At 44.7% G+C, this 22680-nt stretch carries 24 protein-coding genes, 1 rRNA gene and 2 pseudogenes; 16 read left to right on the top strand and 11 right to left on the bottom strand.

The features are described from left to right. Window positions 1–48: 48 nt before the first annotated feature. The 4 genes from OSC7112_RS16345 to OSC7112_RS16330 all read left to right on the top strand — a co-directional run bounded on the left by OSC7112_RS16345 (window position 49) and on the right by OSC7112_RS16330 (window position 3291). Window positions 49–417 carry a hypothetical protein gene (locus OSC7112_RS16345; RefSeq protein WP_015176946.1) on the top strand — a complete coding sequence of 123 codons (369 nt, stop codon included), beginning with the start codon at window positions 49–51 and terminating at the stop codon, window positions 415–417. Between the two features lie 56 nt (window positions 418–473). Then, window positions 474–1451 (top strand): coiled-coil domain-containing protein, encoded by a 978-nt coding sequence (locus tag OSC7112_RS16340; RefSeq protein WP_015176945.1) that lies wholly within the window; start codon window positions 474–476, stop codon window positions 1449–1451. Between the two features lie 100 nt (window positions 1452–1551). Further along, window positions 1552–2646 carry a coiled-coil domain-containing protein gene (locus OSC7112_RS16335; protein ID WP_015176944.1) on the top strand — a complete coding sequence of 365 codons (1095 nt, stop codon included), beginning with the start codon at window positions 1552–1554 and terminating at the stop codon, window positions 2644–2646. A 363-nt stretch (window positions 2647–3009) separates the two neighbouring features. Beyond that, window positions 3010–3291 (top strand): YiaA/YiaB family inner membrane protein, encoded by a 282-nt coding sequence (locus OSC7112_RS16330; protein ID WP_015176943.1) that lies wholly within the window; start codon window positions 3010–3012, stop codon window positions 3289–3291. A 95-nt stretch (window positions 3292–3386) separates the two neighbouring features. Here the strand turns inward: OSC7112_RS16330 and OSC7112_RS16325 are convergent, their stop codons facing one another. The 4 genes from OSC7112_RS16325 to OSC7112_RS16310 form a co-directional block, all read right to left on the bottom strand. Then, the gene (locus OSC7112_RS16325; RefSeq protein ID WP_015176942.1) at window positions 3387–3857 is read right to left on the bottom strand and encodes a ferredoxin; all 471 of its coding nucleotides are present in this window, start codon (window positions 3855–3857) and stop codon (window positions 3387–3389) included. A gap of 77 nt (window positions 3858–3934) precedes the next feature. Beyond that, window positions 3935–4321 carry a DUF1257 domain-containing protein gene (locus OSC7112_RS16320; RefSeq protein WP_015176941.1) on the bottom strand — a complete coding sequence of 129 codons (387 nt, stop codon included), beginning with the start codon at window positions 4319–4321 and terminating at the stop codon, window positions 3935–3937. 40 nt (window positions 4322–4361) lie between these two features. After that, a complete protein-coding gene (locus tag OSC7112_RS16315; RefSeq protein WP_015176940.1) occupies window positions 4362–4571 on the bottom strand; it encodes a DUF2997 domain-containing protein in 210 nt (69 codons plus the stop codon). A gap of 556 nt (window positions 4572–5127) precedes the next feature. Next, window positions 5128–5859, bottom strand: a complete 732-nt coding sequence (locus OSC7112_RS16310) for a class I SAM-dependent methyltransferase (protein WP_015176939.1) — start codon at window positions 5857–5859, stop codon at window positions 5128–5130. 52 nt (window positions 5860–5911) lie between these two features. On the opposite strand from OSC7112_RS16310, the pseudogene OSC7112_RS42170 reads away from it, so the two are divergent. Next, a pseudogene (locus tag OSC7112_RS42170) lies at window positions 5912–6187 on the top strand (DUF1348 family protein). Between the two features lie 404 nt (window positions 6188–6591). Continuing rightward, window positions 6592–6867 (top strand): annotated as a pseudogene (locus OSC7112_RS35790) (phosphomannomutase/phosphoglucomutase); the annotation flags it as partial. Between the two features lie 74 nt (window positions 6868–6941). On the opposite strand, the gene OSC7112_RS16300 reads toward OSC7112_RS35790, so the two are convergent. From OSC7112_RS16300 to OSC7112_RS42395, 3 genes are all read right to left on the bottom strand, one after another. Further along, window positions 6942–7814 (bottom strand): ABC transporter permease, encoded by an 873-nt coding sequence (locus tag OSC7112_RS16300; protein WP_223300624.1) that lies wholly within the window; start codon window positions 7812–7814, stop codon window positions 6942–6944. A 215-nt stretch (window positions 7815–8029) separates the two neighbouring features. Then, a complete protein-coding gene (locus OSC7112_RS16295; RefSeq protein WP_015176936.1) occupies window positions 8030–8701 on the bottom strand; it encodes a hypothetical protein in 672 nt (223 codons plus the stop codon). Continuing rightward, the gene (locus OSC7112_RS42395) at window positions 8698–9093 is read right to left on the bottom strand and encodes a RusA family crossover junction endodeoxyribonuclease (protein WP_015176935.1); all 396 of its coding nucleotides are present in this window, start codon (window positions 9091–9093) and stop codon (window positions 8698–8700) included. The genes OSC7112_RS16295 and OSC7112_RS42395 overlap by 4 nt, the downstream gene beginning before the upstream one ends. Window positions 9094–9412: 319 nt before the next feature. On the opposite strand from OSC7112_RS42395, the gene OSC7112_RS16285 reads away from it, so the two are divergent. After that, the gene (locus OSC7112_RS16285; RefSeq protein WP_015176934.1) at window positions 9413–10741 is read left to right on the top strand and encodes a M16 family metallopeptidase; all 1329 of its coding nucleotides are present in this window, start codon (window positions 9413–9415) and stop codon (window positions 10739–10741) included. A 722-nt stretch (window positions 10742–11463) separates the two neighbouring features. Further along, complete coding sequence (locus OSC7112_RS16280) at window positions 11464–12492, top strand: C39 family peptidase (RefSeq protein ID WP_015176933.1); 1029 nt, start codon at window positions 11464–11466, stop codon at window positions 12490–12492. 154 nt (window positions 12493–12646) lie between these two features. Here the strand turns inward: OSC7112_RS16280 and nadC are convergent, their stop codons facing one another. Next, window positions 12647–13531 carry a carboxylating nicotinate-nucleotide diphosphorylase gene (nadC, locus tag OSC7112_RS16275; protein WP_015176932.1) on the bottom strand — a complete coding sequence of 295 codons (885 nt, stop codon included), beginning with the start codon at window positions 13529–13531 and terminating at the stop codon, window positions 12647–12649. Window positions 13532–13796: 265 nt separating this feature from the next. Here nadC and vapB point away from each other — a divergent pair, with 265 nt between their 5' ends. The 7 genes from vapB (at window position 13797) to OSC7112_RS16240 (ending at window position 19436) form a co-directional block, all read left to right on the top strand. Then, the gene (vapB, locus tag OSC7112_RS16270; RefSeq protein ID WP_041623197.1) at window positions 13797–14012 is read left to right on the top strand and encodes a type II toxin-antitoxin system VapB family antitoxin; all 216 of its coding nucleotides are present in this window, start codon (window positions 13797–13799) and stop codon (window positions 14010–14012) included. Between the two features lie 2 nt (window positions 14013–14014). Beyond that, a complete protein-coding gene (locus tag OSC7112_RS16265; RefSeq protein ID WP_015176930.1) occupies window positions 14015–14401 on the top strand; it encodes a type II toxin-antitoxin system VapC family toxin in 387 nt (128 codons plus the stop codon). A gap of 249 nt (window positions 14402–14650) precedes the next feature. Next, a complete protein-coding gene (locus OSC7112_RS16260) occupies window positions 14651–17059 on the top strand; it encodes a hypothetical protein (protein WP_015176929.1) in 2409 nt (802 codons plus the stop codon). Between the two features lie 76 nt (window positions 17060–17135). Then, complete coding sequence (locus OSC7112_RS16255) at window positions 17136–18359, top strand: GTPase family protein (RefSeq protein WP_015176928.1); 1224 nt, start codon at window positions 17136–17138, stop codon at window positions 18357–18359. A 101-nt stretch (window positions 18360–18460) separates the two neighbouring features. Further along, window positions 18461–18691 carry a hypothetical protein gene (locus OSC7112_RS16250; RefSeq protein WP_015176927.1) on the top strand — a complete coding sequence of 77 codons (231 nt, stop codon included), beginning with the start codon at window positions 18461–18463 and terminating at the stop codon, window positions 18689–18691. A 73-nt stretch (window positions 18692–18764) separates the two neighbouring features. After that, window positions 18765–19238 (top strand): type II toxin-antitoxin system VapC family toxin, encoded by a 474-nt coding sequence (locus OSC7112_RS16245; RefSeq protein WP_015176926.1) that lies wholly within the window; start codon window positions 18765–18767, stop codon window positions 19236–19238. A gap of 3 nt (window positions 19239–19241) precedes the next feature. Further along, entirely contained in the window at window positions 19242–19436 is a 195-nt protein-coding gene (locus OSC7112_RS16240) for a hypothetical protein (protein WP_015176925.1), read from the top strand. A gap of 67 nt (window positions 19437–19503) precedes the next feature. Here OSC7112_RS16240 and rrf read toward each other — a convergent pair. The 3 genes from rrf to sufR all read right to left on the bottom strand — a co-directional run bounded on the left by rrf (window position 19504) and on the right by sufR (window position 21039). Next, window positions 19504–19620, bottom strand: a 5S ribosomal RNA gene (rrf, locus tag OSC7112_RS16235). Window positions 19621–19816: 196 nt separating this feature from the next. Further along, window positions 19817–20224 carry an NDH complex assembly factor CRR9 gene (locus OSC7112_RS16230; protein ID WP_015176924.1) on the bottom strand — a complete coding sequence of 136 codons (408 nt, stop codon included), beginning with the start codon at window positions 20222–20224 and terminating at the stop codon, window positions 19817–19819. Window positions 20225–20340: 116 nt separating this feature from the next. Next, the gene (gene sufR / locus OSC7112_RS16225; protein ID WP_015176923.1) at window positions 20341–21039 is read right to left on the bottom strand and encodes an iron-sulfur cluster biosynthesis transcriptional regulator SufR; all 699 of its coding nucleotides are present in this window, start codon (window positions 21037–21039) and stop codon (window positions 20341–20343) included. 189 nt (window positions 21040–21228) lie between these two features. On the opposite strand from sufR, the gene sufB reads away from it, so the two are divergent. Continuing rightward, a complete protein-coding gene (gene sufB / locus OSC7112_RS16220) occupies window positions 21229–22671 on the top strand; it encodes a Fe-S cluster assembly protein SufB (RefSeq protein ID WP_015176922.1) in 1443 nt (480 codons plus the stop codon). Window positions 22672–22680 lie beyond the last annotated feature (9 nt).

Genomic DNA, 22680 nt, shown 5'->3' with positions numbered 1-22680 from the left:
AGGCGCGATTAAATCGCGCCTTTACCATAACTGTTACCACAGACTGCAATGAAGAAATTAACCAAGCTGAAAACCAAACCAAACCTGCAAGAAAGCCGTTTGAAAGAGAATCTTGAGCTGCTAGACAAAATTCGGGCGGACGCAGTTAACGACATCGAAAGTCTCAGCGAAGACTTCCAACACATGAATTTAGTTGCCGAATCCGTCCAGCGGAATTACCGAGCTTTGTTAGCCGAAAATCAATTGCTAAAAGGTACACTTTTGAGTATAATTGATGAGTGCGGTTGCTTGGAAGGAAATCGGTGCGATCGCTGCTGGAAAATTCTCAGAACTCTAGCCAGCGCCAATCCCGAAGAAAAACCCGACGCAGCCAGAAAATACCGAGCCATTCTCAGCCAACTCCGCAACTTAGAATAACTGAAAACGTTTCAGTCACAAGTGTCGAAAAAATAGAATCAGGAGAAGCAAACATTATGACAATAGCAACTGCCAAGGATAGCAAAGCCCAAATTTTGCAAAACTTTCAGCAGATTTTAGCAGACAAAAAAAAGATCGAATCCAAAGTCGAAACCAAAGAACAGTCAGCCGAAAAAGCCAAAAACAAACAACTCCTCGAAGTCGCTTCCACCTACACAATTGACAGCATCGTCAAAGGCTTGGCTGACTTGCAATTAGATTTCGGCAGCACCATCAGCGGACTTTCGGAAAAACTGAAGGCGGAATCTTCCAAATTAGACGAATTAAAACGCGCGATCGAAATTGAAGCGGCACAATTGCAAGAGTTGCAGCAAATCAGAGTTGTAGCAGACGCCCTCCACATTTTAACTCAAGAGCACCGAGAAAAATTGACCCTGCTCGAACAAAACGCCGCCAACCAGCGCGAAATTCTCGAAAAAGACACGACCCAAAAACGCAAGGTTTGGGAAAAAGAACAGCAAGAATTTGATGCAGCAGTTCAAGAAGAGACTGCCCTCACAACTAAAAAGCGTCAGGAAGAAACAGCCGATTACCAATACGAATTACAGCGCACCCGCAAAATCGAAACCGACGAATACGAAGAAACGAAGCGCAAACTAGAACGGCATTTGCAAGAATCTACCCGCGAAAAAGAAAAAAATTGGGTAGAACGGGAAAAAATCCTCAGCGACAATCAAGCCGAGTTTGAAGAGAATCAAAGAAAAGCCGCCGGCTTTGAAGAAGAACTCAAACAGGCTTATGTCAAAGCCAAAGAAGAAGCAATTCAAGAAGTTTCCCGCGAAGCTAAAGTCAAGGCAGATTTAGTGGATAAAGAATGGGAAAGCACTAAGCAAGGATATGAATTGAAAGTGCAATCTTTACAGCAGACTATTGAGCGACAAACCGAACAAATTGCGGAAATTTCCGCGCAATTGCAAGCGACTATGAAGCAAGCGCAAGACTTGGCAATGAAAGCTTTTGCTACCAAAGCTTAAGGTTTGTAGCTCAATTTTTGATAATAATCGGCGGTTGAAACCGCTCAAGAGTCAAACAAAGTCCGCCGATGCGGACTAACAAAGTTAGGAGATGAAAGCGATGGCGAGAATGAATGACAAAAATACGAAGGCTGAAATATTAGAAGCTTATAAACAGTTGGAACAGGAAAAAAATGCACTCGATTCGCAACTGAAGCAGCTTAATAACGATAAATCTGCCAATATTTCTCAATCAGAAATCGCAGTCAAAGAACTAGCAATAGCGGAAGCAAGAAAAGCAATGGGTTTCACTGAAAGCAAACAAAAAATGCAGGGGACGATCGACAATTTAATCTTACTGCAATTTGGCTTCGGTGCCGCTGTCAGCGAACTGTCGGAAAAACTGACAACAGAAGCGTCTAAACTGGGGGAATTGCAGCGAACTGTCGGCGACGAAATCCAACAACTGCAAGAGTTGCATAGTTTAGAAGATGTTGCAGAAGATACGCTGGACAATTTAATTCAACAGTACGAAGAAAGCGCGAAAAGTTTTGCTGGGGAACTCAGCGAACAGCGCGAAACTGTTGAACAGGAATTGTTGGAACGCCGGCAAGCTTGGGAAAAAGAGCAGGAACTGCAAAAGTTGACCGTTAAAGAACGCAATGAGAATCAGCAAAAAGCTCGCCAGCGGGATGAAGAGTTGTATGATTACGATTTGAATCTTCAGCGAAATCTCGACATCGAAGAATACGAACAGCGCCAGAAAAGGCTGTATCAAGAAATCGAAGAGTTTCAGCAAGAACAGGAGAAACAGTGGGCGGAACGCGAAAAATCTATTGCGGAACGAGAAAAACTTTATGCTGAGGTGAAAGCTAAGGTAGAAGCTTTTCCGAAAGAACTGGAAGCTAATATCAAGAACGGGAAAGATAACGGCCGCAATATTGGCAATTATCAAGCTAAAGTTAAGGCTGATTTGTCTGCTAAAGATATCGAAGGGCAAAAGCAAAATTACGAACTGCAAATTCAAGGGATGTTGCAGACTATTCAAAATCAAGATGAGCGCATTGTTAGCTTGTCAAAACAACTGGATTCTGCTTTGAAACAGGTTCAAGATTTGGCGGTGAAGGCAATTGAAGGTGCATCGAATTTGAGTTCTTTCCAAGCAGTGAGGGAAATTGCGATCGAACAAGCGAAGACTCAGCAAAAAAATAAGTAGATCGAACTCGGCGGTTGAAAGCGGGGCTACACAATCGAAGTAGATAAGAGTCAGCGCTTGAAACCGCTCAACAGTCAAACTCTCGTCAGCGGAGGCGGAGTGGGAGAAGTAGGGTGCGCCGGGCCGCGCACCTTACGCTATTTTGAGAAAAAATTAGCTTTCCTTAGTGGAGTTTTCAAACTGTCCACTCGCTGCGACTCTTCCTTGAGCCTGAAAACCTATCTACAGCGTTCTAATTTTTAGTCAAAAGCCCGATCGCACTGTTCACTTATAGAAACTGTCCCCTGCTCTCCTGACCGCTTCACTCACGCTATCTATTCTTTAAGTTAATGAACCAAAAGATATATGTGACTTAGAGGCACTATGCAGAAACAAATCATACGCCAAAAAGATACTAATGCTTGGATACTTCAGTGCTGGGTTTCTTTTATTCTTGCCCTTTCCGCAACTACTGTAGGTATCATTTATTTACAGGTAGACCCCTGGCAGAAAGCTTTTATGGGTATGGGTTTAACTTTTTCTGTCGGCTCGTCTTTTACTTTAGCAAAAACTATTCGCGATAACAACGAGGCATCAACATTAACGGCCAGAATCGACGAAGCTAGAGTTGAGAAAATTCTCGCTGAGCACCATCCTCTCAAATAAACTTAAATTATACAATGTATACAAAAAACAGCCCGCGCGGGCTGTTTTTGTTGTTTGAGCCACAGGTTTCAAGCTGCGGATGGGAATTGGGGATTTCAATGGCCACCTTTGAACTTGCGATCGCGCAACTTATTCTTTTGTCGCTGGCGAACACCGGCCCGAACCATCGCAAAATCCACCGGAAAACCAACGACAGGAATCACCTGATCCTTGCGTTCTTCTTCCAGATTCTTGAGTTCGGTGTAATCAACCCAGTGAATGCAATTCACCGGACAAGTGTCGATCGCCTCAGCAATCAACTCTTCAGAATCCCCGTCTTGTCGAACTACGCGCGATCGACCGTAATCCGGTTCAATATAAAAAGTATTGCGAGCAACGTGAGCGCAGTGCTTGCAGCCAATGCAGGTAATCTCATCAACATAGACACCTTTTTGGCGCAACACGCCGCCCAACTCCGGTTCCAAACCAGAGCGATCGGGCGCATCCCGCAAAAAACCTCCCAACTCCGGCTCTAAACCAGAGCGATCGCTTGCTGTATCTATTCCGAGTTCAGAAAGCTCAGACATTTAGACCCCCACAAGAGTAAATAAGTCCGCAGAGGCGGACTTTGATGAGACAAGATTGCAAAAATCTTGCAAAACTATTAAGCGCACCAGCGCTGCACCACCAAGCGGAGCGAACCGTCTTGATTTTGCTTTTGCTCAGAAACTTGGAAACCCTGCTTAGCGCTTTCATTCACCACAGTATGGTAAGCGTAGCGCTGAGTCACCTTATTCAGAAAACGGTCTACAGACCAAGCTTGCTGCCAAAACTGCAAGTCAGCCACCAATTCATACTCAGTCCCGTTCCAGCTAAAACCTACGTCGTAGCCGTTTTTTTGCTCAATCACCACCTCAGCGGTGCTGGTTAGGCCGCGATAGCCGCGCACCTCAGTCGGGCCCGACTTCCAGTCGATACCCAAGTCAGTTAAAGCAGCTTCCAAAGAATTCAAATTGCGGATCTGGGTCTTAATTTGGCTAAAGTGTGACATGGTGATTCCAAAAAAATTTAAGTGAACTCAACAAAAAAAATTACCAATCGCTAAAAGCCACTTGGGCCGTCGCTTCGGCTGACTGATGCAGCGCTTGCGTGAAATACTCAGATGTTGACTCTTGATGAAGCACCACGCCGAGCTGAGCTTCAATTGCAGCCGTTACCTCAGCGCAGGAAGCACCGACAATGCCGGTGACTGTTTCCTGTACGCGGCCATCTGGATAGATCACAAACTCTAGTGTTTCCATAGTTCGGGCTGACTGAATAGGAATAGTGAGATCAGACACCGACACCAGCAAGCCAGGGACGATGCCTCCTGAAGTCGCTTCTTGAGAGTTGGCTGACTGACAAAGTGCTATATCAATTTTGACGAATTGATAGGTTTTGAGTCACAACTTAACAGAACTTATTAATATTTAGAAGCAATACATCAGTTGTATGTAAAGTTTCGCGTACATCGTGACATCAGTCAAGTCATACATGAGTGGTGAATATTCGCAAGGGCTATTTGGGAGGGATCGGAAGGGAAGAGCGATCGGGGAGAGTCGGTATGTAAGTTAAGTGGGATGGGAACCGACCTACTTAACTTACATAAAGCTAAGGTGATTGACATTTGTCTGCTAGATTGTGGGGATCGCCCAACAGCGAGAGGCAAATGCGACTCAAATCAAGTCTTTGACAGAAGGGTTGCGATCGGGCTAACATCTGAAGTTTATCAGAAGCGCCTTCAGTAACTTCTGGTCATGGTGAAGCATCCTCTGTTGACTTTTTAACCTGAAGTTCCCCGCAGGAGGGAACTTCAGGTTAAAATTTCTTGGCAGCGATACAAACCATTCCATTAATCATCTCGTTCTGAAGTACCTGTAAACCTATTTCAGATAGCCGATCGCACAACCAATTTTTATTGAGCCGCAGTTTTTGGTAAGAACTGGCACTGAATGACCACCGATCGCCCTGTTTTTGATAGAGTAAGTCATGGACTGCTACGCTGTTTTCCTGATACTCCAAGAAACAAGTAAGGATTGTAAATTCATCACTTTGTACAGGAATAAAACGCTGAGTTCCATGAAGCTCTGCTGAAACATAATCGCGGAAAGTTAAAATCAACATCCCATTCTCAATCAGCCAGCGCTCAATGTCCAAAAGTAATGAATCGACAGCACTCAATGATTCTAGGTGTGTAAGTGTGTCGCCCATGCAAACAATTAGCTGCGCCTGTTCCTGAATATGTTGCGAGAAATTAAGCAGATCGTCGTGAATGGTACGGATGGAAAGATGTTTAGCGCGATCGCGTAACTCTGAAAGTAGGGCATCACAGAAATCTATAGCTACTACCGAAAAGCCTAATTTCGCTAAAGGAATAGATTGAAATCCTGAGCCTGCACCTAAATCAATGGCTAATCCTCGCGGTGCGGAGTCGAGCGCCAATTGACAAAAAAGAGCGTGATTTCGTTCGATCGCTGCTTCAGGATTTCCTGACATCCAACTGTAAACAGCAGCAAGTTGCTGGTTATAGTGGTCTTGTGCTGTGTTCATTATGAGGCTAAGTTCGATGACTCGTTAAAAAGGAGCAAAATCATTCAACCCGATGGAAACTAAACCACCACTCTCGCCTTTTACGCGGGAAACTGCTAAAACTCAAGTTCAAGCCGCAGAAGATGCCTGGAATACCCGCGATCCAAAACGAGTAGCCTTAGCTTACACCGAAGATTCACAGTGGCGCAACCGTGCCGAATTTTTAAGTGGAAGGTAACAAATCAAGGCTTTATTAAAACGAAAGCGGGCAAAAAAAGAAATAGACTGCTGTTTGAAAAATGAACTGTGGAGTTTTACAAAGAAGCTGATTTCTGTGCGCTTTGAATAGCAGTGGCACGATGGTCAGAGTGCGGATTTGTTCCTTGAAATAATCCCAGAATATCGAAGGAAGAGGGAAAGGGGAAGAGGGCAGAAGAGAAATCCTCCCACTCTCGCGCCTTGCTTTCGATAGCGAGCGGGAGGCTCGCACTTCTATATCATTCAGATATAACCGGATTTGATATAATTCATGCTTTCAGATATAGCCGGATTGGACATAATTCATGCTGTGCGATCGCTTTTAATAAATTCATGCTGTGCGATCGCTTTTGATAACTTTTGTAAGTCGCTGTTCAAGCTGGCCTATTTGTTGATAGTATCCAATCTAACAATCTCTGGTTAACACTTGTCGTAAACTGATGCGTTGCTGAAAAGTTACTATTGATTATTATGCAAAAGTATAACTGAAAAAAGCTGCACCATGGTTCAGACATTCGCGGTATCGCCCTCGAAGGCGTTCCAGACGAACAGGTTAACCCCACCCCGCAAATGGCGACTATTTTGGGGCAAGCCTTTGTGAGTTGGCTGGTGCAAAAAGTCAATAAATCAGCGGCATTAACAATCGCGATCGGGCACGACCGCAGCCTATCCGCGCCAATCTTAATGCAGGTAGTCAAAGCGGGTATCACCTCAGTCGGCAGCCCAGGCTACGACTTTGAAATGTCTTCAACTCCCGCCAAAAGTTTGAGCATACATGAACAATTTTTTAGAGGAGGCACAGTATTGCTCAAATACTGTGCTTGCTGTGTAACTCCTGAATATTGCTATTTCCTTGCCGCAGCATTGGATCTGGGGTCTAAAGCGTCTCGCAGCCCGTCGCCCAAAAGATTGAAACCAAGAACAGTCAGGGTAATGAGCAAACCTGGAAACAAAATAGTCCAAGGAGACGAAAGAGCGTATCCGCCCTTAAAAGCATCAGAAAGCATAGTTCCCAACTCCGGGGCGGGCGGCTGTGCGCCCAAACCCAAAAAACCCAAACCAGCAGCTTCTAGTGTTGCCGTACCAGTCGAAAGAGTTGCTTGTACAACTAGAGGCGCCAGACTTCCCGGCAAAATGTGGCGAAAAATAATCCGTAAATCGCTGGCGCCCAAGGCCTTGACAGCCAAAACAAATTCTTGTTCCCGCAGAGACAGCACCATACTGCGAGTTAAGCGGATGTAAATCGGAATTTGCACGAGGCTGACGGCGATAATTACGCTTTGCAGGCTCGGCCCGGTGACGGTAACAACCGCGATCGCCAGTAAAATCGAAGGAAAAGCTAGCAAAATATCCGCCAAAGTGCCGATCGCAATTTCCAGCAACCCCCGAAAATACCCCGCCACCAGCCCCAAAAGCGCTCCTAAAATTAAACCCGCACCCACAGAAACCAAGCTCACGACTAAAGATATCCCCAATCCGTGCCACACCCGCACCAACAAATCTCGCCCCAAACCGTCGGTGCCGAACCAATGTTTAGCGCTAGGAGCCACTAAGCGCGACAAATAATCTCGATCGACCGCCGAATCGTAAGGGGAAAGTAGGGGGGCCAACAGTGCCGAGCTCGTCAGCGCTACAGTCAAAATTAAGCCGATTTTCCCCGAAGTCGATCGCCAAAATCGTTGAAAAGCTGGTTGTGGAAATACTAAGTTTTTATTCAATCTTCGATTTTCCATCGAATGCTGTCACCAAAAAACAGAGGACTTGGGCAAATATTTCTAAGTGGCAAATGCCTGTTGAGAAATAGCAGATCAACAAAGTTAAGGGTTCACGCTTCTATCTCACTTGTTGGCTAGGGCGATTCTTGCTCGGGATAAGTGCGATCGCGCGGACTTTGTGAAGCGCAGTTAGCACGCTCCTTTTGCGGAACCTCCTCTCAGGACCCAGATGCTTGTGGTGCCCATAAACTTATTAATTCATTGACAAGGGCGAGCAATTCAGATACAGACTCATTGATTTCTGGTGTCTGAAATCCATGAATAAATCGATTTCTTAGGCTTTTAAGTAGCATTGCTCGATCGTACTCTTCTATTGAAAATTCTCCTTGCGAATACATATGTTTGATCAGAGATACAGTTGGAAATCTTTCAATTGGAATACTAACATCCTCAGCTCGCCTACGAAGGAGTGCTTCAATTATTACCCAAAGTAACAAAAACGCGCCTTCATTTTCTCCTAATGAGATTAGACGTTCACTCTGCGATTTTATACTAAAAATCTGTTGCCAAGATAATAGATTTACTTCAGGGGAGTTGTCTTTCAGTAAAGCATCTTCTTCAGTAATTAACAAGAAACGCCAGCCGGTATGTTGAGAAACTATTTCAGCAATTTCTCTCAACCTTTCTATGGATGTTTGCCTACCAGAACCATTGAATTCGATGATATAACCTTCGGCTTCGTTCCTTTTTGCAATCAAATTTGGGCGATATGTCCCTAAATCGAAAGGGATGTCTTCAGGTTCAGGCTCAACAAATACTCTATAGCCTGCTTGCCGATATTTTTCAGCAATTTTAGACACTGATGTGTCGTGTATTAATTTAGCGGTCATAGATAGCTCTCCAGTGCTTTCGCTTGACATATTCTAACGTAAACGCACTCACGGCCAGATATTATGCCATGCAGCAACAATAACGGACATAGAGCAACGTCAAATGTGCCGCTAAGCGAGCGACGATGCGACTCCACATCTGTGACAAGTGAATCATCCTCATAAACTAACCCAATTAGTGCGTCCTGTATGGGCTTTATTATATTGTCTGTGTCAACAGGGTCAGTATCATAGAGGTATACTAAAGTTAAATGAACGTTTCCTGAATAAGGAGTTCCTACCCAAGTTTTTGACGCTTCTGTACGCACAAATGCTTGCCAATCCTGTAGCTTGCTTCTCTGCCTCGTTTGCAAAGATACAGGGCGTTTTGGAATCAGAAACTCAAATTGCATTGGCAACTCCGAAACTTGAATGCGAAAAGAAGGGATTAAAGGCTAAATTCAAACAAGACTATAACTTGCAAGTTTTAAGAAATCAACTTTTGTTTTGTCGATCGCAGTGATTTCTCATAACCCTCACGCCCTCACCGCTCTCGTATTTCGCGTGAAGCGAAGCTATCCCGTTCGCGAAGCGTTCCCGAAGGGTAGGGAATCGCCCCCGACAACATCCCCACCAACCATCAGCCGTGGGCTCAATCTAAAATCTCAAATCTAAAATCTAAAATCGGATGACCCTTTAAGATATAGAGAACAAGATAAATTTAAAAGCCAAATGACATCAACCCTGCTCAAAACCTCCCCCCGATCGCCCCTCAACGCCCCAACAGTCCGCCATTTCCCCAACGGTCTGACAGTTATAGCCGAACACTTGCCGGTCGATGCTGTTAACCTCAGCGTGTGGCTCAATTTAGGCTCAGCCGTCGAACCCGACGACATCAACGGCATGGCTCACTTTTTAGAACACATGATTTTTAAGGGAACTCCCAGCATTCCCAGCGGAGAATTTGAGCGCGCGATCGAGCAGCGCGGCGCTGTCACCAATGCAGCCACCAGCCAAGATTACACTAACTATTACATCACCACAGCCCCTAAAGATTTTGCCGAACTAGCTCCCCTGCAAGTCGATGTGTTGCTCAACGCCAGCATTCCCGACGACGCCTTCGATCGAGAACGGCTGGTAGTCTTAGAAGAAATTAGACGATCGGAAGACAATCCCCGCCGCCGCACCTATCAGCGATCGATGGAATTAGCATTTGAAGTCCTGCCCTACAAGCGACCGGTACTCGGCCCGACTGCGGTAATCGAACAGTTGACAGCGCAACAAATGCGGGATTTCCACAGCAGCAGATATCACCCAGGGGCGATGACAGCCGTAGCTGTCGGCAATTTGCCAGTCGATCGACTAATAGAAATTGTCGCAGACAGTTTTGCAGCAAAAAGTACAGCACGAAACAACAAAATAAATGTGCCTGCTGTCGGCAACTTTCACCCAGAATCCCAAACCCTCAACTACGGGCAAGAATCCCCGTTTACAGAAACAGTCCGCCGCGAATTTGTAGACCCTGCCCTTCAGCAAGCGCGACTGATCGTGATGTGGCGCGTGCCAGGTTTCGTGGAAATGTCCGAAACTTATGCCCTCGACGTTTTGGCGACAATATTGGGTCACGGCCGCACAACTCGCTTGGTTCATGATTTGCGCGAAGAAAAAGGGCTAGTTTCGTCAATTTCGGTCAGCAACATGACTCAGCGACTAGGCGGCGTATTCTCAATTTCCGCTCAACTACCGACAGAAAACTTGCCAGCGGTGGAAGCTGCCATCGTCCAACACATCCGCACTCTCCAAACCGAACTGGTGACTGATGCCGAAATTTCCCGCATCCGCACTCAAGTAGCAAATCGGTTTATCTTTGGTAACGAAACTCCGAGCGATCGAGCAAATTTGTACGGTTACTATCAGTCGATGGTAGGAGATATCGCTCCCGCCCTCAACTATGCCGCCTGCATCCAAGCTCAGACTGCCGAGGATCTCCGAGAAGCCGCCGTCAAATATCTATCTCCCGACGCAATGGGTGTCGTGGTAATTCGCCCCGGCGAAGCATAAATCGGACTTCGCCTCAACAGGGCAATTCTCCCATCCCTATGCTTTTGAGCCATCCAACGGCATTCGGCATTCGGCAGAAACAATTCGTCAACGCGCACGAGGGATTTTTAGTCAATAGTGCGTGAAATTCGATCGGCTCTCGCCTTGAAGGTTTTGTATCAAATAATTAATATGAAGCCTTTAAGGTACGAGCGATCGGCAAAATTACCGTAATTTTATGAGACGATCGACTGGGAGTTATTGACGACCCAGCAATTTACTCTAGGGAAACCGGGTTTATCGGCATCGTAAATCTAAAATCTAAAATCGATTGAGCGGCAAAATTAGCGTAATTTTATGAGACGATCGACTGGGAGTTATTGACGACCCAGTAATTTAGTCTAGGGAAACCGGGTTTATCGGCATCGTAATTCTAAAATCTAAAATCTAAAATCTAAAATCGATTGAGCCGCAAAATTAGCGTAATTTTATGAGACGATCGACTGGGAATTATTGACGACCCAGCAATTTACTCTAGGGAAACCAGATTTATCGGCATCGTAATTCTAAAATCTAAAATCGATTGAGCGACAAAATTACCGTAATTTTATGAGACGATAAACTGGGAATTATTGACGACCCAGCAATTTACTCTAGGGAAACCAGATTTATCGGCGATCGTAATTCTAAAATCTAAAATCTAAAATCTAAAATCGCGCAATGGATTGACAGGGCACGCAAGCATGAAATTACAAAACTTTCTCAACTCAAAAATTAGGTACGATGCCAAAGCAATTGCTGCCGACGACGAACTCAGTGGCCAAATTCAAAGCCGCCTCATTGACCTGGGTTTACTGAAGCCTCCTGTAGACGGAATTTTTGGCCCTCTCTCTACCGCCACTCTCCACCGATTTCAAACTCTGATGAAGTGCGGGGAAGCGGGTTTTTTGGGAGCAGTCACAGCCAAAAAGCTGATCGAAACCAAACCAGAGGAGATTCCCACACATCCCCTGATCCTGAAAACGCTCCGAGACACCATTTTTAAATCAAAACCGCTGGCGTCTTCTCAACTTCAGGACTTGGAAAAACAAGTAATACCAGCCGGAAAAGAGTTTGAGATCCTGGCTTATGCTCCGGCTCGCGGCCACATCAGAGTTGCTCTCCGCAACGAGTCTTTCAAAGATTCAGGGATTTGGTATGTTTTTGGACCACACGCTCAAATTACTCAAGACGGCGTTCTGTTTTATCCGAAACCGAATCCCCCAACTGTCAGGCTTGGCATTCCTTATCTATCGCAAATGGATAACTTGAACAATCCTACAGGTTCTTGCAATGTAACTTCATTAGCGATGTGTATGGACTTTTTGAAGGTGCCGCGGCGCCAACAAACCGGGCAATATGAAGACGAACTTTACGAATATGCGATCGCCAAAGGTTACAGTCGCTGGGACCCCTACGATTTAGCAAAGATTGTTAGAGATTACGGCGCTCAAGATTTCTTTACCGAGAATGCAACTATTGATGACGTTCAAGATTGGCTGGCCAGCGGAAATCCCGCTGTCATCCACGGATACTTCACGTCTTTCGGTCACATTATAGTTGCATCAGGCTACGACAGCGAGGGATTCTTCGTCCACGATCCCTATGGCGAGTGGTTCCGAACTGGCTACGATACAAGTGTCAGCGGTGCTTACTTGCACTATACTTACCGCTTAATCCGCAGCCTCTGTATGCCTGACGGGAATTTTTGGGTTCATTTTATCTCTAAGTAGTAATTTGTTAGTAGTTAGTGGTTATTGGTTATTGGTTATTGGTAATAACTAACCAATAGTTGACAGTTGACTCTCAGCAAGGTCGGACACGGCATTGCCCATTGGTATCAAATTCAGCCGAAATATCGATCGGGCCCCAAATACCGCCAGGGGTTTAAACCCCTGCCGGACTGCGGGTATTACTATTAATTTTCATGCTCAAATCCAGCCAAGTCGATCGCGTAATCGGAGCACTGGTAGAAATATAATCTACTCCGGTTTCGGCTACACTTCTAATAGTTTCTAAAGTAACATTGCCGGAAGCTTCAATTTTTACCCGATCGCTCTTTTGGCGAATTATTGCCACTGCCTGCCGCATCAAATCAAAGGACATATTATCTAACATGATAATATCGGCTTTGTGCTGCAAAGCTGTTTCTACTTCAGCGAGAGTTTCGGTTTCGACTTCGATCGTCAGCGGATAGGGGATAGAATTGCGAATTAGGGCGATCGCCTCTGCAATTCCCCCAGCCGCCGCAATGTGATTGTCTTTCACCATCACCGCGTCATCTAAGCCCATCCGGTGATTGCAAGCACCGCCGATTTGAGTCGCGTATTTTTCCAACAATCTCAACCCCGGCGTTGTCTTGCGCGTATCCACCAATTGCACGGGCAAATCGGCAATTTTGTCAACATATTTCTGAGTTAAAGTAGCGATGCCGCTCAAACGCATTGCCAAGTTTAAAGCTACTCTTTCTCCGGTTAGCAGCGCATCGAAATTGCCCGAAATCTCGGCAATTACTTCTCCTTTGTCGCACAATTTCCCTTCTGGTACTTGGGGGATGAAACTGAGGCTGCTGTCTAAAAGTTTAAATGTGCGATCGGCAATTGGCAATCCGGCAATGACTCCAGCTTCTTTGACAATCCATTTAGCAGTACCCTGGATGCTGTTTGCTGGAAATAAGGCCGATGTTGTGCGATCGCCCCTACCGATATCTTCTAGTAGCCAGTTGTGCAATAGGGAGTCTAAAACTATCCAAGGCGGTAATATTGCTGTCATGTTTTTGTTGGTTGTTATATGAAGATCATATCTACTAGGAACAATAGTCGATCGGGTAATTTTAGGCAAGTTGCAAAATAAGGATGGTGTCAGTGCGATTTTGGGCGATTCCCTACCATTCGGGAACGCTTCGCGAACGGAATAGCTTCGCTTCACGGGATTTGGGAGGCGGGGGCGATCGGGCTAGATCATGGGGTATTCTGTTGCTGACATTGGGTGTTGGTGCTTTAATGGAGTAGATGCGTTGCGATCGCAAGTAGAAACCATGATACAGCCAGTCATTTTAGAAAAATTAGCAGAACTCCCTGAGTCTCTTCAGACAGAAGTGCTTCATTATATTGAGTTTTTGATCGAAAAGCAGGCTAAAAACTCTAATCAAGAAAAGCCGACAAAGCGAGGGGGACTTGGAATTTGGAAAGGTAAAATCTGGATGTCTGATGATTTTGATGAACCTCTCGAAGATTTAAAGGATTATATGTGAACATGAATATTCTACTGGATACCCATACTTTTCTCTGGTACTTGGAAGACAGTAAACAATTAAGTTCTAAAGCAGCAGAACTTCTTGAAGATCCAAGTAACACTCTCAGGTTGAGTATCGCTAGCTTATGGGAAATTTCCATTAAGCTTGGTTTAGGAAAACTAAGCTTGCAAAACTCATTCTCTGAATTAGAGGAAGTGTTGCAACAACTAAAAATAGAGGTTTTGCCCATCACATTCTCGGATACAGAGTGCTATCTTAACTTGCCGCTGCATCATCGAGATCCTTTCGATCGCATTCTGGTGGCACAGGCGATTAATCATTCCCTTGTTTTGGTTAGTCGTGATGTGGCTTTTGACGCCTATGACCTTCAGCGGTTATGGTCATAGCTGCTGCGGGTATTGTGTTGACAAAGTTGGGTGTCGGTGATTAAATAGAGTGAGTTTGCTTTGTCGCAAGGAAAATTGGCGTCAAAGAAACAAGCTCATCTGATTTAGGAGCAAGCAGAGGCTTTGGGGTGGGCCACTAGGGCTAAGGGTAAGTTTGCTAGTAAATTTGGAAGTAACGAACTTGATAAATTAGAGTTCGGATTTGATTATTTCGCCTAAAAACTGCATTCAAGCTACAAATACTCAGTTATGACTCACCTAAATATTTCTCCTCTCAACCGTCGCTCTTTTCTTAGTTATGTTGCTTTAGGTACTTTGGGTTTATTGACAAAAGACTTGCTTGATCCAGCTAGCGCTATGGCTGATAGTGAGGGATTAGATAAAAATCCCTCTAGGTTGGAGACATATCATATTTTTGTTCCTTATACCACAGCACGCAACGGAGGAAAAGAAACATTTACTTTGCGATCTGGAGAACCTTGTCAGGTAGCAATTCCCTCCAAAGCTCAAGATAGCCAAGAGATTACCATCAAAGGGCGCGGCCAAGACGGTAAAGATATTACTGTAGTTTTGCATACCTTATACGATAGACAACTCGGAATAAAAGAGGAAATTTATCAAGAAATTGACAAAAATACGCAATTTATCAAAGAAGTAAGCAAAGCTAAATGCAAATTTGTTTATGAGCAAATCGAGGATGGTGAGTATATTAACGATGTGATTGCCTTGGATTTTCTTGATTATGTGATAGGCTCCTCAAAGCTAGACAAAAAAATTAAAGAGCGTTACGAAATCGCCAGTAACAATTCGCGCTTACTCGGAACTGAGCAAGCCATTGAAATGGCATTAAGTCAATCTAAACTAACTGAGGCAGAAAAGAAACTAATTAGAGGGACTTTTGCCTCTGTCCGTGCCAGCGAACCTGTTCCTGACTTTAAGGCGCTCACAGAGATTGACTCAATTGTTGCCGCGTCGGCACTGCCTTTAGAAATCAAACAATACTACCTTTCAGCCAGTACCAAGATAGCAGCCTTAACAGTGGACTTCATTCTTGTAAAACTGATCGAGGACAACCAAAAATTAACTCCCGCTCAACCGAAAAAGTACCTGTCAACTTATCAGCAGGTACGTGCTGGGAAAAGAGTAGAAGATGCCGTAGCTTTAAAATCCCTAGACTCATTCATCAGTAATGCTGAAATTCCAGAAAATGCTAAAGTTGTTTACTCAATAGCAAGGGAACAAAATTTAGATAATCAAGTTGATATTGGTGAAAAAATTTATGATTTTGTCCAAGCTTTTGTAGAATTCAAAGACCGGATGGATGATGCTCAAGATGCTAAAGATGCTGCTAAAAAAGCAGGAGCAGCAATTGTTCCAATAGCTACGAAAATACTAAGTCTACTTGGAGTAAGAACAGCAACAGGTGTCACTATTAGTAGTTTATCAGGAGTGGCTGCAACCAACGCGACTTTAGCTGTTTTAGGTGGTGGTTCTGTCGCATCTGGTGGTTTAGGAATGCTGGGTGGTTTAGCAGTAGTAACAGGAGGAGCCGCGTTAATTGGAGCCGCAGGAGTCCTGTCTATTGCGTTAGTCTCAGAAATGGATAGCGAAGACCAAAAAAACCTGGGAATTGCAATTGGTACAGGAACAGTCGCCGCTACTGCAACTGTTTTAGCTGCTTGGACTGTTGCGACTGCTTTGGAAGTAGCCGGTACATTGTCTGGTGCTGCTGCTATTACTGCCACTATTTCGGCTCTTGGGGGACTCGGTTTAATCACGGGCGGTACTGCTGTTGTTGCTGGGGGTGTAGCAATTGGAATTTGGTCATATCGCAAATCTGTAAAGACTCGCGATTCATCCGTGCTGCACCAGTTAGAAACTCGAACCTACACCTATACTGAAAATATCATTGCGGATGATTTAGGAGAATTTTTACAAAAAAATGTAAGTCCAACAAATGGCATTAAAGAGGGATTTTCTGCTCCTAATATTCCATTAGATAAACTATCCAAAGCGCTGTCTTCATGGCTATGTATTGACTCTGGAGAAAAAGTAATCGCTTTGATAGACAACAGTTTTTTAAAGGATGCAAAAGAGGGGGTTGTATTTACAAACGCAAAAATGGCTTGGAAAATATTTCTTTCAGAAGCTGATGCCATTAACTATGAAAATTTAGCAAAATTTGTCAAGACGGAAAGCAAATTAACTTCACTGCTCTCTGACGCGAAGCAGAAACAGGAGTTGTCTAAGTTGAAAAAGGTAGTAGATATTTTGTCAGACGAGAAATACTCTACCAATTTATCTAAGTTGCAAGAGTTAGTAGCTATAGTGGGGAGTGACAAAAACTTATCGGATCTGGTTTCTAATGAGAAGTATAAAAACAAGTTGCCACCATTAAAAAATGCAGTAGCTATTTTATCAGACGAGAAGTACAGTCAGAACTTGTCTAAGTTGAAAGATGTTGTAGATGTTTTATCTAATGAACCTGATTTAGGAAAATTTTTATCGTCGCAATTGGTGTCACAGCTATCTGACAAGAACTATACCAATGACTTGTCTAGGTTAAAAAAGGTAGTAGATACGTTTCAAAACGAATCTGACAAGGAGAATTTCACTAAATTGCTTCGACAAATTGGTCAAAAATATAGCACAGTTTAGGCAGCAACTTTTGCCTGCGATTCTGCTGGGTATCAAGGCTTCACACCTAATTACTATCTAAACAGGGAGTTTGAATATGCCTGCTTCTGACGAGACAAATAAGGCGATTAACCGCAATGAATCTTTAGTAACAGAAATCCTAAAAATTGTTGATAATCTCCCAAACTTTGTTCCCCTTAAAGGCGACATTCAAGAGAAACTGAACGATTTACGTTCTGCTATGCAAGGACTACGAGCGCCAAGGATCATGGTAATAGGTCGCTCTAGATCTGGTAAATCATCATTAATTAATGCAATATGCGGGTTGAAAGTTGCAGAAGTGAGTGATACAAAGCCCGAGACAGGCGAGGCTGAATGGAAAGATTATCATCACGACGGCGTTGATTTACTACATATTCTGGACACACGTGGTTTACACGAAGCAGAAGCTCCGAGAAAAGCCGATTCAGCAAAATATCCATTTGACAGTATCATGCAAGCTGTAAACAAAGAGTGTCCAGATGTTGTTCTTTTTATATGCAAGGCGACAGAAGTTCATAGCGGTAGTCAACAAGATATTGATATGTGTACATTGATTCTCACGGAAATTCAGAAGAAGTATAGACGGGATTTGCCCGTAATTGGAGTTTTAACCAAGTGTGATGAATTATCTCCTCCACGGGTTACTTTGCCGACAAAAAACGAGAGAAAAAATCGCAATATTGATGCAGAAGTTCAAAACTTCTATGGTTATTTACAACAGCGAGAGAAGTTGCGATCTCATATAAAAAAAGTTGTTCCAACCGCTGCATACGCTGAGTATGAAGATGGTATAAATGGTTTGATACTTCCTGACCAGGACGGCCGATGGAATATCACTGAATTAGTAGAAACAATGATCAAATATACGCCAAGAGAAACACGCGGCTCTTTGGCACGAATGGCACACCTTGCAGAGATTCAACTCACTGCTGCTAATACACTTGTTGTAGCCTGTTCGGGCTTGAGTGGCGCTGTCTCTGCAAACCCGATACCTGGTGCAGCAATACCAGCGGTTGCAGCTATTCAAACTTTTATGGTGATGTATATCGGTTGGCTCAGTGGTCGGGAGTTTTCGGAACAAACAGTCAAAGATTTTGTGGTAACTTTCGGAGTAGGTGCTGGTGCAAATGCTGGAATGGTGGGCATCGCTGACATCGCTTTGAAGTTCATACCTGGTTGGGGAAGCGTGCTGTCTGCGGGAGCTAGTACAATTTCTACAAAGGGTTTGGGCGATGCAGCAATCGCTTATTTTCTCAATAACGGTAAAGCCCACTATTGACTGCTAAAATTAAGGGCGATCGCTGGTTATGATTGTATTAAAATAAAAACGACTGGCATGGGCAATTATTATGACTATTCCTGATATTACGATCGCCCTTATTGCAGCAACTTCCAGAATCATTATTGCCAGAAGCCAACGACTTCCTCGACTTTGTGATGCACAAGCACCAAAATAGAATAGCTAAACCCAAACTCCCAGACGATATTGCCAAAGCTTGGGGAAAATGGTTCGAGAAGGTCGATCGCTTGGAAGTAATGACTAATCAGGCTGAGAGCAAATATCAGCAAGTCCTACTCAACAAGTATCGGCAACAAGGTTTAGAGCTATGATCCTATGGGATGCAGGAGTTTTACAACGAGGAATGGTTGGGTTTAAAATGAAGAGGCTATCAACCTATCCCGTATGAGTGAAACCCTCTACATTGAAACCAGCATCTTGGGCTACCTAACAGCTCGATCGACCAAAAACCTAATCCTGGCTGCCAATATGGAGGTAACAAAAGATTGGTGGGAGTATCGCCGCAGTGCTTTCACGCTGTATGTCTCACAGGCTGTCCTAAACGAGGTAGCACAAGGAGACGCAGAGATTGCGGTTCAACGTATGGAACTCCTTGGCGGTGTTCCATTGCTAGAATTAAATCAAGCTGTCCGAGACTTAGCCTCGCAATTTCTTACACGCAGCAATCTTCCCCCTAAAGCACATATCGATGCAATTCACATTGCAGTAGCAACCGTTCACGGCTTGGATTACCTGTTAACCTGGAACTGTAAGCATATCGCAAACGCTCAAATCCAGGGAAAACTTGCAGAAATCAGTTTTGATTTCGGATACGAGTTACCGATCCTTTGTACGCCTTATGAACTACTAGGAAATTAATTTATGTTGCAAGATGAAATAGTAGAAGAAATTCACAAAATACGTGAAGAGTATGCCAAGTCTTTCAATTATGACTTGGACGCAATATTTGCAGACTTGCAGAAGAAACAAGCTGAAAGTGGCAGAGAAGTTGTGAAATTGTCGCCAAAGCGCGTTCTAGCAGGGCGTTGGAGCAGACGGGGTAAAACTATTATGTAAAAATATTATGTGAAAAAACTAAAGCCCTTTTCCATTGTTGTGGGAAAAGAGCTTTAGTTTATTATTAACCTGGCACTGAGCTATTTTACCGGGCAGTGACCCGCCGAGTATCTTCGCCATAGCAACGTTTAACAACCGAGTTCGGGATGGATCGGAGTGGTTCCATTACATCATAAGCACCAGGAAAGCTTTGAAAACTTTTAATCCTGTGTCTGCGTTAAGTGTGATGCGCTGCATCTCTTTCGCTCGACTTAATTACCTTATCAAGTTTTCCTTTGTCTGTCAACCCCAAAGTCAAAACTTTTTTGACATCGCCCGAAACCGCTGGAATTATCGGGGTTTGAGCCCGGGTTTGAGGGTGCGGCCGATCGACCTTTAACTCACAAATCCAAAAAAGCCGCCTCGACACCCTGTTCTCTGCGAATCTTCCCGTCCTTCTCAAACCACGCCACGACCTGCTTCACTGTTAATTGTTCGATCGCCCCTTCAGATTCTGTCGCAATTTGCCTCAACGGCCGCAAGGACGCCACCACCAAATTGGTAAAAAAGTTTTCAAAACTCGCATCAAGTTCGATCGACCCTTTAATACTCTCATCATTCTTAATCCAATCCATTACCTGCCCATTAGTCACCTCAGCCACCGGCAAACCAGTCTCCCCAGCAATTTGCTTGAGCACCCTCAAAGCATAAATTGCCAGCCGCGCCGAAAACTTTTCTTTAGATGACAGCAGCGCCATATCAACTTCCGCACACTCTTCCGGCTTTAACAAATCTGCTAGCGGTTCCATATATTAAAAATTAGTAATTCCTAATCGGTAATCGGTAATTGGTAATCCCTGACATCCGTGACATCCGTTATACTCATCCGTTGCCGAACTTCCATGCGTGACATCCGTTAAATCCCTTACAAAATCCGTTGCCGAACTTCTTCCTTCCTTCTGGCAATCAAATAACCGCAGCGGTGTTCCCCGTTAATAATCCAGTGAGTCCGCTCCACAGTACAGTCCGGCAACACCCCCGCAAACATTTCCAACTCATTGCCACACACACTCGGAAAAGTTTCAGCAACATTAGAAATCGCGCAGTTGTGTTCCATCAACACAAATCGATCGCCCAAACCAGCGCGATCGCACATCCCCACCTCTACAGATTCTACAGGATAACACTCAGCCATATAACCTTCAGCCCTGCGGAGTTCCACCAACTTAGTCACCCGCTCTTGCAGCGAACCCGCACCCACCAGCCGCCGATACTCCGTCGCCTTGCGCTGCCACTGTTTTCGCAGGATAGTAATCACTTGCTCGCGGCCGACAGTTTCTGCCAAAGTATCCAGGAAAGAGACTGCAAAATCACCGTAACGGTTCGGGAATCGATCGCGCCCCAGACTGGTAAGCTCATAAATGTGCTGCGGCCGCCCCATACCAGCCTGAACCGACTGATACTGAATCAGCCCCTCCGCTTCCAAATCCTTCAAGTGACGGCGAATCGCCTGCGGGCTGATATCCAAAGACTCCGCCAACTCAAGAGCCGTCCCCTGCCCCCCCTTGAGCAAATATTGCAGGATGTCTTGTTTCGTCGAAGTCTGCTGAGTAGTCTCCATCATCTTCACAAAAAATTATTAATTTGACTTTGACAATATCACTATTGTTAATGTAGCTTAAAATATAGTAAAGCAACAAAATTGTTGTTTAACTTCCCAGAGCAGTCCAGCAGAACTCGCTCAAGCCCAGACAGGCATTGCCCCGTCTGCCATCTTTGAGAGCCTTATCTAGAACACTGAACACGCAAAATAATGAGTTCTACCACAGTCAAAACCTTAGTCAACCAACCCTACAAATACGGTTTCGTCACCGACATCGAGTCAGACACCATCCCCCGCGGCTTGAGCGAAGATGTAGTCCGCCTGATTTCCGCCAAGAAAAACGAACCGGAATTCATGCTGCAATTCCGCCTCAAAGCATACCGCAAGTGGCTGACAATGACCGAGCCTACCTGGCCCCACGTCAACTATCCCGCGATCGACTACCAACAAATTATCTACTATTCCGCCCCCAAACAAAAGCCCAAAAAGCTCAACAGTTTAGACGAAGTAGACCCGACACTGCTAGAAACCTTCGAGAAACTCGGCATTCCCCTATCCGAACAAAAGCGGCTGGGAAATGTTGCCGTCGATGCCGTTTTCGACAGCGTTTCAATTGCCACAACATTTAGAGAAAAGTTAGCCAAAGATGGTGTAATTTTCTGTTCCATCTCAGAAGCCGTCAAAGATTATCCCGAACTAATAGAAAAATATCTCGGCAGCGTCGTACCAGTCGGCGATAACTTTTTCGCAGCCCTCAACTCCGCCGTATTCAGCGACGGTTCCTTTGTTTACATTCCCAAAGGCGTCAAATGCCCGATGGAACTGTCCACCTATTTCCGCATCAACAACGGAGATTCCGGCCAGTTCGAGCGCACCCTAATTGTTGCAGAAGAAAACAGTTCTGTGTCTTACCTAGAAGGCTGCACCGCGCCGATGTTTGACACCAATCAACTGCACGCCGCCGTCGTGGAATTGGTAACAATGGACAATGCCGATATCAAATACTCCACAGTGCAAAACTGGTACGCCGGCGACGCCAATGGCAAAGGCGGCATTTACAACTTTGTGACTAAGCGCGGTTTGTGTCAAGGAGTCAATTCAAAGATTTCTTGGACACAAGTAGAAACCGGTTCCGCGATTACTTGGAAATATCCCAGTTGCGTGTTAGTCGGCGACAACTCGGTGGGCGAATTCTACTCAGTAGCGCTGACAAATAACAAGCAGCAAGCTGACACCGGCACCAAGATGATCCACATTGGTAAAAATACTCGCAGCACGATTATTTCTAAGGGAATTTCTGCGGGAAATTCTTCCAACAGCTATCGGGGTTTGGTGAAAATGGGACCGAATGCTAAAGGCTCTCGCAATTACTCTCAGTGCGATTCCATGTTGATTGGCGACAACGCTCAAGCGAATACTTTCCCTTACATTCAAGTGCAGAACCACACTGCTAAAGTGGAACACGAAGCCTCTACTTCTAAGATTGGGGAAGAGCAATTATTCTTCTTCGCACAGCGGGGAATTTCCGCAGAAAATGCTATTTCGATGATGATTAGCGGTTTCTGTAAAGATGTTTTCAATCAGTTGCCGATGGAATTTGCTGCAGAAGCTGATAAGCTGTTGAGTCTGAAGCTGGAAGGAAGTGTCGGATAATTTACCCTC

The sequence above is a fragment of the Oscillatoria nigro-viridis PCC 7112 genome (genome assembly GCF_000317475.1).
Taxonomy (GTDB): Bacteria; Cyanobacteriota; Cyanobacteriia; order Cyanobacteriales; family Microcoleaceae; genus Microcoleus; species Microcoleus nigroviridis.
This window is presented reverse-complemented; position numbering and strand designations above follow the sequence as displayed.